This window comes from Lactobacillus sp. RTP31084st1_F9_RTP31084_210423, assembly GCF_040919545.1.
GTDB classification, from domain to species: Bacteria; Bacillota; Bacilli; order Lactobacillales; family Lactobacillaceae; genus Lactobacillus; species Lactobacillus paragasseri.
The window spans coordinates 258,532-275,467 of the sequence record NZ_JBCOVH010000001.1; the positions used below are offsets into that span (position 1 = coordinate 258,532).

20 protein-coding genes are annotated in these 16,936 nt (G+C 35.6%); 15 read left to right on the forward strand and 5 right to left on the reverse strand.

The features are described from left to right. Positions 1–14 precede the first annotated feature (14 nt). The 12 genes from atpF (at position 15) to AB5359_RS01390 (ending at position 8,802) form a co-directional block, all read left to right on the forward strand. Positions 15–515 carry a F0F1 ATP synthase subunit B gene (gene atpF, locus AB5359_RS01335; protein WP_003648564.1) on the forward strand — a complete coding sequence of 167 codons (501 nt, stop codon included), beginning with the start codon at positions 15–17 and terminating at the stop codon, positions 513–515. Next, positions 515–1,063 carry a F0F1 ATP synthase subunit delta gene (locus tag AB5359_RS01340; protein WP_048686429.1) on the forward strand — a complete coding sequence of 183 codons (549 nt, stop codon included), beginning with the start codon at positions 515–517 and terminating at the stop codon, positions 1,061–1,063. Before atpF ends, AB5359_RS01340 begins: the two co-directional genes overlap by 1 nt. A 14-nt stretch (positions 1,064–1,077) precedes the next feature. Continuing rightward, the gene (atpA, locus tag AB5359_RS01345; protein ID WP_004897610.1) at positions 1,078–2,589 is read left to right on the forward strand and encodes a F0F1 ATP synthase subunit alpha; all 1,512 of its coding nucleotides are present in this window, start codon (positions 1,078–1,080) and stop codon (positions 2,587–2,589) included. 17 nt (positions 2,590–2,606) lie between these two features. Further along, positions 2,607–3,563, forward strand: coding sequence for a F0F1 ATP synthase subunit gamma (locus tag AB5359_RS01350; RefSeq protein WP_003648567.1), 957 nt, complete (start codon positions 2,607–2,609; stop codon positions 3,561–3,563). Between the two features lie 22 nt (positions 3,564–3,585). Then, positions 3,586–5,028, forward strand: a complete 1,443-nt coding sequence (gene atpD / locus AB5359_RS01355; protein WP_003648568.1) for a F0F1 ATP synthase subunit beta — start codon at positions 3,586–3,588, stop codon at positions 5,026–5,028. An 11-nt stretch (positions 5,029–5,039) separates the two neighbouring features. Beyond that, positions 5,040–5,480 (forward strand): F0F1 ATP synthase subunit epsilon, encoded by a 441-nt coding sequence (locus tag AB5359_RS01360; RefSeq protein WP_003647073.1) that lies wholly within the window; start codon positions 5,040–5,042, stop codon positions 5,478–5,480. Between the two features lie 51 nt (positions 5,481–5,531). Further along, entirely contained in the window at positions 5,532–5,765 is a 234-nt protein-coding gene (locus tag AB5359_RS01365) for a DUF1146 family protein (protein ID WP_003648570.1), read from the forward strand. A gap of 107 nt (positions 5,766–5,872) precedes the next feature. Beyond that, positions 5,873–6,862, forward strand: coding sequence for a rod shape-determining protein (locus AB5359_RS01370; protein WP_003648571.1), 990 nt, complete (start codon positions 5,873–5,875; stop codon positions 6,860–6,862). Between the two features lie 2 nt (positions 6,863–6,864). Beyond that, entirely contained in the window at positions 6,865–7,050 is a 186-nt protein-coding gene (locus AB5359_RS01375) for a DNA-directed RNA polymerase subunit beta (RefSeq protein ID WP_003648572.1), read from the forward strand. 1 nt (position 7,051) lies between these two features. Further along, a complete protein-coding gene (gene yidD, locus AB5359_RS01380) occupies positions 7,052–7,345 on the forward strand; it encodes a membrane protein insertion efficiency factor YidD (protein WP_020807181.1) in 294 nt (97 codons plus the stop codon). Between the two features lie 14 nt (positions 7,346–7,359). Continuing rightward, positions 7,360–7,587: a DUF2969 domain-containing protein gene (locus AB5359_RS01385; RefSeq protein ID WP_003647078.1), complete on the forward strand. Its 228-nt coding sequence runs from the start codon at positions 7,360–7,362 to the stop codon at positions 7,585–7,587. 18 nt (positions 7,588–7,605) lie between these two features. Further along, the gene (locus tag AB5359_RS01390) at positions 7,606–8,802 is read left to right on the forward strand and encodes an FtsW/RodA/SpoVE family cell cycle protein (protein ID WP_048686431.1); all 1,197 of its coding nucleotides are present in this window, start codon (positions 7,606–7,608) and stop codon (positions 8,800–8,802) included. A gap of 48 nt (positions 8,803–8,850) precedes the next feature. On the opposite strand, the gene AB5359_RS01395 is transcribed toward AB5359_RS01390, so the two are convergent. The 5 genes from AB5359_RS01395 to rpsD all read right to left on the reverse strand — a co-directional run bounded on the left by AB5359_RS01395 (position 8,851) and on the right by rpsD (position 12,453). Then, positions 8,851–9,330 (reverse strand): universal stress protein, encoded by a 480-nt coding sequence (locus AB5359_RS01395; protein WP_020807180.1) that lies wholly within the window; start codon positions 9,328–9,330, stop codon positions 8,851–8,853. A 57-nt stretch (positions 9,331–9,387) separates the two neighbouring features. After that, positions 9,388–9,672, reverse strand: a complete 285-nt coding sequence (locus tag AB5359_RS01400) for a hypothetical protein (protein WP_003648576.1) — start codon at positions 9,670–9,672, stop codon at positions 9,388–9,390. 285 nt (positions 9,673–9,957) lie between these two features. Then, positions 9,958–11,256 (reverse strand): replication-associated recombination protein A, encoded by a 1,299-nt coding sequence (locus AB5359_RS01405; RefSeq protein ID WP_077410432.1) that lies wholly within the window; start codon positions 11,254–11,256, stop codon positions 9,958–9,960. Positions 11,257–11,258: 2 nt separating this feature from the next. Then, positions 11,259–11,723, reverse strand: coding sequence for a YueI family protein (locus AB5359_RS01410; RefSeq protein ID WP_003648578.1), 465 nt, complete (start codon positions 11,721–11,723; stop codon positions 11,259–11,261). Between the two features lie 118 nt (positions 11,724–11,841). Beyond that, positions 11,842–12,453, reverse strand: coding sequence for a 30S ribosomal protein S4 (rpsD, locus tag AB5359_RS01415; protein ID WP_003647084.1), 612 nt, complete (start codon positions 12,451–12,453; stop codon positions 11,842–11,844). A gap of 280 nt (positions 12,454–12,733) precedes the next feature. Between rpsD and ezrA the strand changes: the two genes are divergently transcribed. The 3 genes from ezrA to thiI all read left to right on the forward strand — a co-directional run bounded on the left by ezrA (position 12,734) and on the right by thiI (position 16,932). Then, positions 12,734–14,461: a septation ring formation regulator EzrA gene (ezrA, locus tag AB5359_RS01420; protein ID WP_048686435.1), complete on the forward strand. Its 1,728-nt coding sequence runs from the start codon at positions 12,734–12,736 to the stop codon at positions 14,459–14,461. 89 nt (positions 14,462–14,550) lie between these two features. Further along, positions 14,551–15,705 carry a cysteine desulfurase family protein gene (locus tag AB5359_RS01425; protein WP_039156190.1) on the forward strand — a complete coding sequence of 385 codons (1,155 nt, stop codon included), beginning with the start codon at positions 14,551–14,553 and terminating at the stop codon, positions 15,703–15,705. A gap of 9 nt (positions 15,706–15,714) precedes the next feature. Next, positions 15,715–16,932, forward strand: a complete 1,218-nt coding sequence (gene thiI / locus AB5359_RS01430; protein WP_368279964.1) for a tRNA uracil 4-sulfurtransferase ThiI — start codon at positions 15,715–15,717, stop codon at positions 16,930–16,932. Positions 16,933–16,936 lie beyond the last annotated feature (4 nt).

The following is a 16,936-nucleotide window of genomic DNA, read 5'->3' on the forward strand; positions in this document are numbered from 1 at the left end:
AGAAGGGTTGAGACATGCAATTTATGTTTGCAGCCTTAAAATTAGAGTTAGGAGATACGCTTTACTATCTTCTGATCTTTGCAGCTCTGCTCCTTTTGGTTAAGCATTTTGCTTGGGGCCCAGTAACAAAGATGATGGAAAAGCGTCGTCAAAAGGTGATCAGCGACCTTGATCAAGCAGAAAGTGACCGTAAAAAGGCAGCTCTTCTTGCTAATCAACGTGAAGCGGCCTTGAAAGACTCTAAACAAGAGGCAACACAAATTCTTTCTACTGCAAAGAGCAATGCGGAAAAGACTAAGAGTAGTATTATTAGTCAGGCTGATCAAGAAGCTGCCGCAATTAGAGAAAGAGCATCTAAAGACGCTGCGCAAGCAAAAACAGATGCTTTAAACGAAGCTCGTGATCAAGTAGCAGATATTTCTGTAGCAATTGCTGAAAAAGTAATTAGTAAGAGTTTATCTGCTGCAGATCAAAAGGACTTGGTAGATCAATTTATCAAGGGGCTGAATGACTAATGGCTTTAAGTAGAGAAGAAATTGCTTCCAGATACAGTAAAGCTTTGTTTGCTTATGCACAGGATGCTAAAAAGCTTGATGAAGTACACGAAGATATGAATGTGTTGCTTCAAGTCGCTAAAGAGAATCCTGATATGCTACGCTTGTTAAGCGATCCAATTATTCGAAAGAATCAAAAAGAAGATTTTTTATCAAGTTTTAGTGGCGAGTTTTCTTCTGAGACAAAGAATTTTTTAGACTTTCTCTTAGAATATGGAAGATTCAATGCCTTGACTGAAATTATCAACGTATTTGATGCGCTCTATGATGAAGATAAAAATATTGCTTCTGGCACAGCAGTGAGTGCTATTAATCTTGATGAGGACGAGTTAAATCGTATTAGTCAAGCTTATGCTAAGAAGTATGGTTTTAAGAAATTGGTTCTGACAAATGAAGTGGATTCCAGTATCTTAGGAGGTATAATCCTCAAAGTCGGGGATCGCATTATTGATGGTTCGATAAGAACTAGATTGCAACAAATTCGTGAGCAATTAATTGAAAATAGATAAAAGAGGTGAAACCATTGAGCATTAAAGCGGAAGAAATTAGCGCTTTGATCAAGCAACAACTTGAGAAATATGATGATAAGCTCAACGTCAACGAAGTTGGTACTGTTACCTACGTCGGTGACGGTATCGCCCGTGCTCACGGTCTAAATAACGTATTATCAAGTGAATTGTTACAATTTTCTAACGGTTCATACGGTATTGCGCAAAACCTAGAAGCTAATGATGTTGGTATCATCATCTTAGGTCGCTTTGATGATATTCGTGAAGGTGACCAAGTTAAGCGTACTGGTCGAATTATGGAAGTTCCTGTTGGCGATCAATTAATTGGTCGTGTTGTGAACCCATTAGGACAACCAGTAGATGGTTTAGGTGAGATTAAGACTGATAAAACTAGACCTATCGAAAGTAAAGCTCCTGGTGTTATGGATAGACAATCCGTTAACCAACCTTTACAGACTGGTATTAAAGCTATCGATGCTTTAGTTCCAATTGGTCGAGGACAGCGTGAATTGATTATTGGTGACCGTAAGACAGGTAAAACTGCTCTTGCTTTAGACACAATCATTAATCAAAAAGGACAAGATGTCATTTGTATTTACGTTGCCATTGGTCAAAAGGAATCAACAGTTAAAAACTCTGTTGAAACCTTAAAACGATTTGGTGCTATGGACTACACAATTGTAGTAGAAGCTGGACCTAGTGAACCAGCACCAATGCTTTACATCGCTCCATATGCAGGTACTGCTATGGGTGAAGAGTTTATGTACAATGGTAAGGATGTATTAATCGTATTTGATGACTTGAGTAAACAAGCCGTTGCTTACCGTGAAATTTCCTTACTTCTTCGTCGTCCACCTGGTCGTGAAGCTTACCCAGGTGACGTATTCTACTTACACTCTCGTTTACTGGAACGTAGTGCTAAGCTGAATAAGAAACTTGGTGGCGGTTCAATGACTGCCTTACCATTTATTCAAACTCAAGCTGGAGATATTTCGGCATATATTCCAACTAACGTTATTTCCATTACTGATGGACAGATTTTCTTGGAAGCCGACTTATTCTTCGCTGGTACTCGTCCTGCCATTAACGCTGGTGAATCTGTTTCTCGTGTTGGTGGTAGTGCACAGATCAAGGCTATGAAGAAAGTAGCAGGTACATTGCGTGTTGACTTAGCTTCATATAGAGAGCTTGAAAGTTTCGCTCAATTTGGTAGTGATCTTGACCAAGCTACTCAAGCTAAGTTAAACCGTGGTCGTCGTACTGTTGAAGTATTGAAGCAGCCACTTCATAAGCCACTTCCTGTTGAAGATGAAGTATTGATTCTTTATGCTTTAACACATGGCTTTTTGGATGCTATCCCTGTACCGGATATTCAACGTTATGAACTTGAATTATATGATTACTTTGCAAGTAACTATAATGACTTGCTTGATGTAATCCGGACAACGGGAGATTTACCTGAGGAAGATAAGCTTAACGAAGCTTTAAAGAACTTCAACGAAGGTTTTTCAATCAGTAAGAAATAGAAGAGGAGGTTTTTTCATTGGCAGAATCTCTCCTTGAACTGAAAAAAAAGATTGCTTCAATCCAGAAGACAGGTCAGATCACTGAAGCTATGAGAATGGTTTCTGGTGTTAAACTGAATAGAACTGAAAAGCTGGATCAAGAATATACTATTTATAACGATAAGGTTAGAGCAACAGTTTCTCACTTGATGAGTTCACAAATTGTGAAGCAATTAGGTAAAGAAACCAAAGAATATAACGAATTTGGTGGCTCTGCCAGCATCGATTATAGTAACTTTTTTGATTTAGGTACTCTTGCGTCTTTAGTTCAACCTCGTAAGAAAATTAAATCTACTGGTTACTTAGTAATTAGTGGTGATAGAGGTTTAGTTGGTTCTTATAACAGTCAAGTTATTAAGAATATGATGAGTATTTTTAAAGATGCTGATGCTCAAGATAAAGACGTTAAAATTTTGGCAGTTGGTAGTGTAGCAGCACAATTCTTTAAGAAACAAAATCTAAATGTTGTGTATGAATATAGCGGAGTAAGTGATGTTCCAACTTACAATGAAGTAAGAGACATTATCCAGACTGCTGTTAAAATGTATTTAAATGGCGTTTATGATGAGCTTTTCGTTTGTTATACGCACCACGTAAATACATTGACTTCTGCTTTTAGAGTAGAGAGCATGCTTCCAATATCTGACATTGATATTAATCATAAAGATACAATGCCAAAAGATTATATTATTGAACCAGATGTTGATTCAGTGCTAAAAACAGTTTTACCACAGTTTGCTAAATCAATGATCTTTGGTGCTATTTTGGATGCTAAAACTGCAGAACATGCCAGTTCAATGACTGCAATGCAGAGTGCATCTAAAAATGCTGATGATGTTGTATCTGGTTTGAAGACAAAATTGAACCGAGCAAGACAGGCACAGATTACTACCGAAATTACTGAAATTATCGGTGGAGCAAATGCCTTAGAATAAAATAGAAAAGGAGGTAGATGTTTTGGGTAAAGGCGAAATTGTCCAAGTTATTGGACCTGTCGTTGATGTGGAATTTCCACTAGATAAAGATTTGCCTGATATTAATAACGCCTTACGTGTCACAAATAACAATGGTGATACTCTTGTTCTTGAAGTTACACTAGAACTTGGTGATGGTGTTTTAAGAACTATCTCAATGGAATCTACCGACGGTTTGAGACGTGGAATGGAAGTTGAAGACACTGGTGCTCCAATTTCTGTTCCTGTTGGTAAAGATACTTTAGGACGTGTCTTTAACGTATTAGGTGATCCAATTGATGGTGGTCCTGCTTTAGGTAAAGATGTAAAACGTGAAGGTATTCATAAAGAAGCACCTAAGTACGATGAGTTAAGTACGAGTGAAGAAATTCTTGAAACTGGTATTAAAGTTATCGATTTGCTTGAACCATATGTTCGTGGTGGTAAAGTTGGTCTATTCGGTGGTGCCGGTGTTGGTAAGACAACTATTATTCAGGAATTAATTCATAACATCGCTCAAGAACACGGTGGTATTTCCGTATTTACTGGTGTTGGTGAAAGAACACGTGAAGGTAATGACCTTTACTTTGAAATGAAGGCATCTGGAGTTTTATCAAAGACTGCCATGGTCTTTGGTCAGATGAACGAGCCACCTGGTGCCAGAATGCGTGTTGCATTAACTGGTTTGACTATTGCGGAATATTTCCGCGATGTTGAAGGTTTGGACGTATTATTGTTTATTGATAATATCTTCCGTTTCACTCAGGCTGGTTCTGAAGTTTCAGCTCTTCTTGGTCGTATGCCAAGTGCCGTTGGTTATCAACCAACTTTAGCAACTGAAATGGGTCAATTGCAAGAACGTATTACTTCAACTAAGAAGGGATCTATTACTTCTATTCAAGCTGTTTATGTTCCAGCTGACGACTATACCGACCCAGCTCCAGCAACTACATTTGCTCACTTGGACGCTACTACTAACCTAGAACGTCGTTTGGTTGAACAAGGTATATATCCAGCTGTTGATCCACTTGAATCAACTTCAAGCGCATTAGATCCAGAAGTTGTTGGTGAAGAGCACTATGAAGTTGCTGTTCAAGTTCAGCATATTTTGCAACGTTATCAAGAATTGCAAGACATCATTTCCGTTTTAGGTATGGATGAATTATCAGACGATGAAAAATTAATTGTTGAACGTGCAAGAAAGATTCAATTCTTCCTTTCGCAAAACTTCTTTGTTGCTGAACAATTTACTGGTCTTCCAGGTTCTTATGTTCCAATTAAAGAAACAATTAAAGGATTCAAGATGATCATTGATGGTAAGTTAGATGATCTTCCAGAAGATGCTTTCCGTAACGTTGGTCCGATTGAAGACGTTGTCAAGAAGGCTGAAAAGATGGGAGTTACTCCTAAAAATCCTGAAGCAAAAGCAATGCTAGAAGCAAAGTAGGGTGATGCGTTATGGCAGATCCAGAAAAGATTTTAAAAGTTAGCGTTGTAACACCAGATGGAATTGTCTATTCTCATAATGCAACTATGGTAGCAATGAGAGCAATTGATGGTGAACGTACGATTATGTATGATCACCTTCCAATCGTTACTCCTTTAGCCATTGGTGAAGTTCGAGTAAAGAGAACGCATGAAATGAATGATCGTGTTGACCACATTGCTGTTAATGGTGGTTACATTGAATTTTCAAATAATGAAGCAACGATCATAGCAGATAGTGCAGAACGTGCGCGCAACATCGATGTTGAACGTGCTCAATCAGCTAAGAAGCGTGCTGAACAACACATGCAAGAAGCTAAAGAGAAACATAACGAAAGAGAAATGTTAGAAGCTGAAATTGCTTTGCGTCGTGCAGTTAATAGATTACATGTACGTGAAAATTACGGCAAATAATAGAAGAAAAAGACGAACATCTTGTTCGTCTTTTTTTATGGAGAAAATTATATGATGAAACAAGTGGGAGTTCATGCTGTTGTTAGTCTTATTACATATTTGGTAACTATTGCATTTTCTTTTAAGGCTGTAAAAGGATTGAGAGTTGATCAATTATTCAAGAAAGGTCATACTTTTGAAATTCAAATCTTTTTACTTTTTATTTCTATTGCATTAGGTTTTTTAGTAGGGCAATTTATTTTAGCCTTAGTAGATCAATCACTTGCTTTAAAGATGTTTTTTTAAGGATTTTCATAAGAAATTGTTTAGAATGGCAGTTCTTTGTACTTGTTCTTAAAGTAAAGCGGTATTTATGTTACAATTTTTAATGATTAAATACTGGAGGCACTAGCGTGGCAAGAGATATAGGAATTGATTTAGGAACCGCAAATGTTCTAATAAATGTATCCGGCAAAGGGATTGTTTTGAATGAACCTTCTGTTGTTGCTGTTGATACTGATAAAGATAAAGTTGTCGCAGTCGGTACTGAGGCATATAAGATGGTAGGACGTACACCAGGTAATATTAGAGTCATTAGACCATTAAAGAATGGTGTTATTGCTGACTTTGACATCACAGAAGAGATGCTCAGCTACTTTATTGAAAAATTAAATGTAAAAGGTTTTATGTCTAAACCAAATATTTTGATTTGTGCTCCTACAGGGGTTACTTCAATTGAGCAAAAAGCAATTATTCAAGCAGCTGAAAAATCTGGTGGTGGACGTGTATATTTAGATTTTGAGCCCAAAGTAGCAGCTGTTGGTGCTGGCCTAGATATTTTTAAACCTCAAGGAAATATGGTTATTGATATTGGTGGTGGTACGACAGATATTGCTGTTTTGTCAATGGGAGAAATTGTAACTTCTCGTTCACTTCGTTGGGCTGGTGATAAGATGAATCAGGCCATTGCAAGTTATATTAAGAGAAGCAAGAATCTTTTGGTTGGTCAACATACTGCTGAGCAGATTAAGATTCAGTTAGGAACTGCTTTTGAAGCTGATCCAACTAAGACAATGACTGTCCGAGGACGTGATATGGTTGATGGCTTGCCAAAGCAGGTAGCAATCAATGAGTTAGAAGTGCAAAAAGCTCTTGAAGACGGATTAATGTCAATTGTTGCAGCAACAAAAGAAGTTTTGGAACAAACTCCACCAGAATTATCGGCGGATATCATTGATCGTGGTATTATGCTGACTGGTGGTGGAGCTTTGCTTAAGAATATTGATAAATTGATTACTTACTATCTTCAAGTCCCTGTGTTAAAAGCCGACGATCCATTAGAAGCTGTAGCAAATGGTACAGGTGTATTACTTAAAAATATTGAAAATCACCAGAGACACTAATTATGAATAGAGAAAGTTTTGATTTTTCATTAGTAAATAAACATTTAAAAAAAGTGGGAAAGATAATTTTGTATTTGTTTGTGACAATGCTTTTAGGAGCACTTATTGGATGCGGTGTTGCAAGCGGTAATCCTTTTGCAATTTTCTTTCCTAGTACATGGGTTCATTTTTTTGAATTTTTAAGTTAAAATGAATAAATTGTTAATTGGGTTGGTAAATGTTTATAAGAAGTTTATTTCTCCAATTTTGCCACCAACATGTAGGTATTATCCTACATGTTCAACTTATATGATTGACGCTTTAAAAAAGCATGGGGCAATTTTAGGCTTAATAATGGGAATATCGCGAATAATACGCTGTAATCCTTTTGTTAAGGGAGGAGTAGATCCAGTACCAGATTATTTTACCCTGCGCCGTAATCCGCATCCGGAACGATATGAAGATGAAATTATTGCGCAGGCATTTCATTCGAATAAAAAGTAGGAGAATATATATATATGTCTAGAAAATTGGAAAGTATTGATATTGAAGTTAATGAAAGAAAGGGCACTCCTATGCCTACATGGGAAGTTATTATTCCAGGTAAGCGTTCTATTGGAATTATTGAACAAGAAGAGGAACGCTATCATGTAGTATCTTCTAAAACTAACCATAGCCTTTACTCTAAGACGTTAGAAAGTGCTATTAATGAATTACTTTCATACTTTACTTTGCATGAAAAATAAACAAAGTAGGGATATACAATGACAAAAGTTGAAAATAAAGCAGATTGGTATGATCGCATCGCATGGGGTGTTGTAGTTCCAGTCTTTTTATTAGCAGTCATCAGTCTGTATGGTATTTGGGTGGCAACAGTAAATGATCCCAAGATGGGAAGTCCCAAAAAAGCTGTTTTAATTCAAGCTGTATGGTATTTAGTTTCAATTGGATTAGTAATTTTTGTGATGCAATTTGATGCAGAACAGCTTTTTAAAATCGCGCCCATAGCTTATGGTATAGGTATCATTTTATTAATTGCTGTGCTGTTTTTATATAATAAGCAGGTGTTTCAAGATACTGGTGCAAAGAGTTGGTTTAAACTTGGACCATTAACTTTTCAGCCATCCGAGGTAATGAAACCGGCTTTCATTTTGATGCTAGCCAGGGTAGTAGAACGACATAATGAGCAATATGCCCATACTTTTAAAACTGATTGCGTTTTAATTGGAAAAATCTTTGCTTGGCTAATTCCAGTTGCAGTTTTACTAAAGTTGCAGAATGACTTTGGTACTATGCTTGTGTTTTTTGCAATTGTTGGTGGAGTAATCTTAGTTTCAGGAATAAGCTGGAAAATAATTATACCAGTCTATGGATTAGTTTTTATTATTGGCGCGGCAGCTATTCTTTTGGTTACTACACCTGGGGGACAGGCATTTTTAGGAAGTGCGTTTAATTTTAGAGCTTATCAATTTCAAAGAATTAACTCTTGGCTTAATCCTTCTCAAGATACTTCATCAGGTGCCTATCAGTTATGGCAGAGTATGAAGGCAATTGGGTCTGGTCAAATTTGGGGCCATGGTTTTGGAAAAGTGAGTGTCTATGTTCCAGTTAGAACATCAGATATGGTTTTCTCAGTAATTGGTGAATCATTAGGATTTGTTGGATGCTGTGCTTTGATTTTGATTTATTTCTATCTAATTTTTCAAATGGTTAAAATTACTTTTGAAACAAGAAATGCATTTTATTCATACATTTCTACTGGGATTATTATGATGATCTTATTCCATGTTTTTGAAAATATTGGAATGGGAATCGATCTATTACCTTTAACTGGTATCCCGCTTCCGTTTGTTTCTCAAGGGGGATCTGCCTTGCTGGGTAATATGATCGGTATTGGACTCATTTTATCAATGAAATGGCACCATAAAGACTATATTTTTAGTACTGCAGGAGATTTTTAAGTTAAAAAAAAGACCTTGTCCATTTAGGATAAGGTCTTTTTGGTACCGTTAATTTTCTTGATTTTTCTTAATATCTTCATTTTGTGCGGCTGGCTGACGGATTACTAGAACATCGCAAGCTGCAGTACGAGTAACGTATTCCGTAATACTACCGATTAAAAGTCTTTCAACAGCGTTTAAACCAGTGGCACCTAGAATAATTAAGTCAATATTGTGTTCTTCAGGAAATTCATGAGCAATGATATTCTTTGGAGAACCAAATTCGATTGAGTAATGAACATCTTTAACACCGGCATCTTTTGCGCGGTTATAATATTCTTCGATTTTAGTTTTTGCCTCTTCAGATACTTGTTCAACCATTGCAGAATCAAAGCTTGAAACATCTTGAAAGGCACGTGTATCTACTACGTGAAGAATTTCAAGAGTAGCACCATTTCTTTTGGCTACTTCAACAGCTTTGCTAAATGCAACGTCAGCTTCTTTAGAACCATCTACGGCAACTTGGATATGTTGGTATTGTTTTAACATGTTGATCACCTCTCCATCAATATTTTACCAAAATTTGATTTAAATAGAGTAATAAAACTATTCATTTAAATTCATAAAGGTGAAAGAAAAAATTGAAATAGCCATTGCAGCAATGATCAAGGTAATGAAATTAAATATTTTGGGTAAAGTAAACAAGATAATAATTCCAATAATACCGGTTAAAACTAGTACTAAACTTGTTACTGTAAACAAAGTATTGATTTTGCTGTTTCCAATAAAAGTAAAAATGATAAATTGTCCCTTGTTCTTACTTCTAACTAAATACCAAGCTGTAATAAATACTAATAATATAAAAATTAGCATTAAGACTTTTAATACCACTTATGTAAACCCTCACTTAATAAAAAAAGCGGCTTGCGCCGCTTCCTTAAATTTCACTGGAATCTGAGTTGACTGCAACGTAATGACGCTTGTTGAACCCGCAGTGTTCAATATTTGAATCTATGTCGCAGTGAATATGGATCCTAGATTAGACTAGTATTCCGATTCAGATGTTATTCATAAATTCCAACGTCTTTAGTTTGATCGGTCAACTTTGTAATTAGGTTGATCAACTCAGATCAACTATATTCTAGCAAAGATACAGTTAATGTCAACAAATTGAATTTACTTTTGTAAGCCGTCATGTTGCATCTTTTTAAGTCGAAGATACTGTCTTTTAAGTGCATCTTCTATTTTTGAATTACCCTTAGGTTTAAAATAAGATACATTTTTTAAATTATCAGGTAAATATTGTTGGGCAACCCAATCTCCTTGGTAATCATGTGGGTAGACATATGAAACTCCATGGTTTAGGTTTTGTGCTCCTTTATAGTGCGCATCTTTTAAACTATCAGGTATAGGATCATTTTGCTTATTTTGAATGTCACTTATTGCAGAATCAATTGCAACAATTGCACTATTACTTTTAGGAGATAAGCAAAGTTCAATAACTGCATTTGACAAAATAATACGTGCTTCTGGAAGGCCAACCATTTGTGCAGCTTGAACTGCATTAACGACGCGGCTGCATGCAGGCGGATTTGCTAAGCCAATATCTTCATATGCAATTACTAATAAACGCCTACAAATTGCTACTAGGTCGCCTGATTCACAAAGATTACCTAAATAATAAAGGGCAGCATCAGTATCAGAGCCGCGAATTGATTTTTGAAATGCAGATACTAAATCATAATGGCCATCACCACTTGCATCGTAGTTTTGGGACTTGAATTGAATGGAATCTTGCATTTCTGCTTTATCAATAATTAATTTATCTTTAGGAGATTTAGTTTTTTTCTCTTGATCAGTTGATAAAACAGCTAATTCTAAGGCATTAAGCGTTGATCTTAAGTCGCCATTTCCTTTGTCTATTAAAAGGTTACGAGCATCTTTTGTTAGTTCAACATTGTACTTTCCTAAACCATTTTCAGAATCGGTAAGCGCACGATCAATTGCCTTCGAGATATCAGTACTTTTAAGTCGATGTAATTCAAAAATCTGACACCTGGATCGAATAGCAGGAGAGATGGATATATATGGATTCTCTGTTGTTGCTCCAATTAAAATAATATTACCTGATTCTAAAAGCGGAAGAAGAAAATCTTGCTTGGTCTTATCCAGTCGATGAATTTCATCCAAAAGAAGAATAACTGTGCCACTCATTTTTCCTTCTTCAGCAACAATTTGAAGATCCTTTTTCGTATCTGTTGCTGCGTTAAGCTTTCTAAAAGCATATTTGGTAGAACCAGCAATTGCACTGGCAATACTAGTTTTTCCAATACCTGGGGGACCGTAAAGGATCATTGAAGACAATAGTTTGGCTTCAACCATTCTTCTAATTATTTTTTTATTTCCTACTAAATGTTCTTGTCCAACCACTTCATCTAAGTTCTTGGGTCGCATACGATAAGCAAGAGGTTTCATCTTTAATCCTTTTTTCTAAATAATCTATTCCAGAAACTTTCTTTTTTGGGTTCGGAAAGTTGTTCATGAGGAGCTTCTGGAGCATAAACTTGATCAATTTCAATCCGATAATGATTAATAGCAGTTTTTGAAACTACTAAAACGCCAGTAGCGTTTGGCTCATCTTTTGCTGTATCATCATTTATTAAGGTAAATTTTATATCTTGCTGCGAACATAAGCCCATTAATTTGTTGATAAAATTGTTTTGAGGCATTTTTCCATTGATTAAAATGGTATATCCCTTGAAATCATTAATATGTTTTAAAAACAGGGTATCTAAGGTTGGATTATTGGTTTCTTCTACAGTCATTCGTACTAAAACTCGCTCTCGTAGAGAACCTAAATATCTTCTTCGCTCATCTGGGCAAGTTTGAGGAGTAATCCCCTTAGCAGCATTTTCAAGTCGTGTATTTAAATCTTCAGTCATAATTTTGTTTTCCTTTTTATGGTTAAAAGTTTTATTCTTAGTGTAGCAAAGTAGAAGAGGAGAAAACAAAAAAGTCTTCCCACAATTGGAAAGACTTTTTGTAATGAAGCAGTAAATATTAAAGCTTCTTGTTGTACCATTCAACGATAAGAGCTTCATCAACTTCTGGTTCCATTTCGTCACGTTCTGGAAGACGAACTAAAGTACCAGTCATCTTGCTGTCGTCAAATGAAACAAATGGTGGACGTGATACAACTGCATCTAAAGCGTCCTTAACTTGTTGCAAGTTCTTTGACTTATCTCTTAAGCTGATTTCTTGACCAACTTTAACTTCGTATGAAGGAATGTCAACACGCTTGCCATCTACTAAGATGTGACCGTGGTTAACAAGTTGTCTAGCTTGTTCTCTAGTTGAAGCTAAACCTAAACGGTAAACGATGTTGTCTAAACGTCTTTCAAGTAAAGCCATAAAGTTAACACCGTGCTTACCTTCACGAATCTTGCCGGCACGGATGAATAAGTTTTGGAATTGACGTTCATTTAAACCAAACATCCAACGTAACTTTTGCTTTTCCTTTAATTGTTGACCATATTCAGAAACCTTAGCACGGTTGTTAGGACCATGATCACCAGGTGCGTAGTTACGACGGCTAATTTCCTTACCAGTACCTGAAAGTGAGATACCTAAGCGTCTTGAACGTTTCCAACTTGGACCAGTATATCTTGACATAAAAAAATCCTCCATAAAAAATAGTAATTTTTTGGAGTAAAATATGAGAAATAAGTTCAACATTCGTGCATCTCAAGTTGCATGTTTCGCCCAGTGCAGCGCGGGTTACTCGTTCACTAAACGCCTCAAGATGTTGACGTTCTTGTCACTTATTGCTGCAAATATTTTACACGAAGACTATTATAGTAAGAAATATAATTTAAAGCAAGTAAAAGTAAGGATTTTCTAGCTGGGATTGAGATGAAGTCTGGTATAATTAATATGAAATATGGAGGGTATTATGTCATCAGGGTTATCTATTCTTATTATTGTAATATTAATTGCTATAATTGCTGTAATTGCTACAGTTGTTATCCTTAATAAATATTTTAATCACCAGATTGCGGAATTAGATGCGCTAACTGATGAGTTAAAAGATTTGAGTGTTGAAGAAGACATCAAGCGTCTACAAAAGATGGAATTAGCCGGTAAAAGTTTAGAGACTTTTAAAAGATGGCAAAAAGTATATCAAAAAGTTGATACTAAAGATGTTGGAGAATTGAAGCATCTTCTTGAACAAGCAGCGGGACTTAACGCAAAGTTTAATCTGATAAAAACGCATCAACTAATTAAAGAAGCAACTGAACTATTGCAAACTAATCAAGATAATGGTGAACGTAGTAAACAAATATTTACTAATTTATTAGAAGCAAATCGTGATAATCAAAAACACTATGCTGCATTATCAAAAGATTATCAGCAACTACGCAAGAAAATTTTGTCGCAGTCTTTTAATTATGGAAATGCAATTGATCAAATTGAAGAAGATTTAGCAACCTTAGAGAGTGATTTTCAGACTGCCAAGAATTTGTCTGGTGAGGGAGATCATGAAGAAGCTAAAAAGGTATTGACTAAGATTGATACTAAACTTACATCATTAAAGACTGATCTTCCTAAAATAGAGAACTTTGATCAAGAACTAAAAAATGTTTTTCCAGATCAACTCAATGAGCTTAGCAATACTTATCGTCAAATGGTAAAAGACAAGTATAAGATTACAGAGGTTGATGTTTTAGAAGAGATTAAAAGCTTAAGAGAATTAGTTGATGAAAATAAAAAGAGCCTCAATAAACTAGATCTTGCAAAGGTTGAGAAGAGTAATAAAGAAGTAAGTACAAGAATCGATAGTTTGTATGATATTCTTACTAAAGAATTTAAAGCACGACCGTTTGTTGACAATAACCAAGATAAAATTGTGCAGATTCTCTCTCATATGAGTAATGCATCTAATCAGCTTGTAGCTAAATTAGAACATGTTGATCAGAGTTATGAATTAACGCATGGTGAACTAGCTGAAGCTAGACAACTAAAAAGTCAGGTCAGCCGGATGAATGCCGATTTTGATGTTGATTGTCAAAAAATTGCTGATGGTGACGGTGTTTACTCACAAATTGAAAATAAATGGTTAACAATGCTTGATAGTTTAAAAGAAATTGAAAAGACTGAAAAGAGACTTTCAGGCGATGTAGACGGATTATTTGACGCAGAAAAAATTGCTAACGATTCTATTATTCATTTCAAACAAGAAATTTCTTTGGTTTATCGAAAAGTTGAACGGCGCCGATTACCTGGAAAACCTGAAAGTTTCATTCAAATGTATACTTTAGTCTTGAATGAAGTTAAGCATACAGATAATGAATTGAATCAAGTTAGAATAAATATGGAAAAAATATCTAGCGAATTGATCCAAATTCAAGAAGATATAGAACGCTTAAAGAAAGAAGCCGATGAGATTCTAAATTCCGCTGACCTGGTTGAGCTAACTATGCAATATTCTAATAAGTATATTTCAAATCCAGAGATTAAGCGTGCTCGCAAAGAAGCTTATGACTTGTATCAAAATAAATATGAATATAAGGAAGCGCTAGACGTAATTGCGACTGCCTTAGAAAAGGTTGAGCCTGGGAGTTATCAAAGAATTGAAAAAGAGTATTATAGTGAGCAGGAAGAAGCCGAAGAAGAAGAGTAAATGATTGAAGCGATAGACTTTTTAAGTTAGTATTTTATATGATTATCAAACGACCATTTTAATGGTCGTTTTTTAGAGGAGAAAGAAAATTGATCTATTTTGATAATAGTGCTACAACTGCTGTTTATCCTGCAGTTTTGGAAACGTATGACAAGGTAACAAAGGATATTTGGGGAAATCCTTCAAGTCTACACAAAATGGGAGATCGTTCACACCAACTTTTGGAAGCTTCTAGAAAGCAAATTGCTAGTTTATTAAATGTAAAACCACATGAAATCTTTTTTACTTCAAGTGGAAGTGAATCAGATAATTGGGCTATTAAAGGGACAGCTTTAGCTAAGAAAGAATTTGGAAATCATATTATTACTTCAAGTGTTGAGCATGCTGCTGTTTCAAACTCAGTACGTGCTCTTGAAGACTTAGGTTTTCGTGTGACTGTTCTACCAGTTGATAAGAATGGTCAGGTTGATCCAGATGATTTAAAAGCTGCCCTAGATAAGGAAACTATTTTAGTTTCAATTATGGGTGTAAATAATGAAATCGGTACAATCCAACCAATTAAGGAAATTAGTAAGGTATTAGAAGATTATCCTAATGTTACTTTTCACGTTGACAATGTCCAAGCCTTGGGAAAAGATATTTGGGATGAAGTATTTACTGATAGGGTTGATTTAATGAGTTTATCAGCTCATAAGTTTCATGCACCTCGCGGTGTTGGTATTCTTTATAAAAAAGAGGGCAAGATGATCAAGCCACTAATTGATGGTGGTGGTCAAGAAAAGGGCTTACGCTCTAGCACAGAAAATTTGCCTGCAATTGCGGCTACCGCTAAGGCAATGCGTTTATATTTATCAGATGAAAAAAAGAATGCAGCACAAGAACTAGCAGTTAAGAAAAAAATCATTTCTTATTTAGATGGAAAGCCAGGAATTCATATTTTCTCTCCGATAAATGATAAATTTATTCCAAGTGTTTTATGCTTTTCTTTAGAGGGGATTCGTGGAGAAACTCTAGTTCATACGCTTGAATCTAAGGAAATTTATGTTTCCACTACTAGTGCTTGTTCTTCAAGAAGTGGCGTTGAGAGCGGAACCTTAAATGCAATGAAGGTTGAAGATGATTTAGCAACTGGTGCGATTAGATTAAGTTTCGATCCAAGTAATACTATTGAAGAAGCTGAGCAATTTATTTCAGTTTTTGATAAAATATATAAGCACTTCGCTGAAATTAATCATTTGAAATAAGGTGAAAATATGCAATATACAGAAGTAATGGTTCGCTATGGCGAGCTATCCACTAAAGGAAAAAATCGTAAAGATTTTATTGGGAGATTAGCTGGTAATGTAACAAGAGCTTTGCAAGATTTCCCAGAAATTGAAATACATCCTAAGCATGATCGAATGCATATTGTCTTGAATGGAGCTCCATTTGATAAAATCGATCAGCGATTAAAACTTGTTTTCGGTATTCAAACTTATTCGCCAACTATAAAGGTTGAAAAGAATCTTGATGCTATCAAGAAGGCTTCCCTTGAATTGATGCAAGCAACTTTTAAGGATGGAATGACTTTTAAAGTTAATACTAGACGCAGTGACCATGAGTTTGAATATGACACTAATCAATTAAACGCTATGATTGGTGACTACTTATTTGATAATATGGATAACTTAAAGGTAAAGATGAAGAAGCCTGATTTAGTCTTGAGAATTGAAGTTCGTCAAGATGCAATTTATATTTCAAATCAGCTTCTCCACGGTGCAGGTGGGATGCCAGTTGGTACTGCAGGAAGAGCAGTAATGATGCTTTCAGGTGGAATTGATTCTCCAGTGGCTTCTTATTTAGCAATGAAGCGTGGAGTTGAAATTGATATGGTTCACTTCTTTAGTCCACCATATACTACTGAAAAAGCACTCGCTAAAGCAAAAGAACTTACTGGAATTTTAGCTAATTATTCTGGAAAGATTAACTTTATTGCAGTACCTTTTACTGAAATCCAAGAACAAATTAAGGAGAAATTACCAGAAGGCTATTTAATGACTATCCAACGTCGTTTTATGCTTCAATTAGCAGACCGTATTCGTGCAATGCGTGGCGGTCTAGCTATTTTTAATGGTGAATCTGTTGGCCAAGTTGCTTCTCAGACACTAGAATCTATGGTTGCAATTAATGATGTAACTTCAACACCGGTTCTTCGTCCCGTAGCTACAATGGATAAAACTGAAATTATTAAATTGGCTGAACAAATTGGTACTTTTGATCTTTCTATTGAACCATTTGAAGATTGTTGTACAATTTTTGCTCCACCACGTCCTAAGACTAAGCCAAAGCTAGATGAAGCTCGTAAATTAGAAAATAGACTTGATGCTGAAGGGATGATTCAGCGTGCTATTGATGGAATGGAAATTACTCCAATTTATTCAAATCAAAAATTCTTGGATGACAAGGCTGAAGAAGACGCAGAATTATTATAAAAAG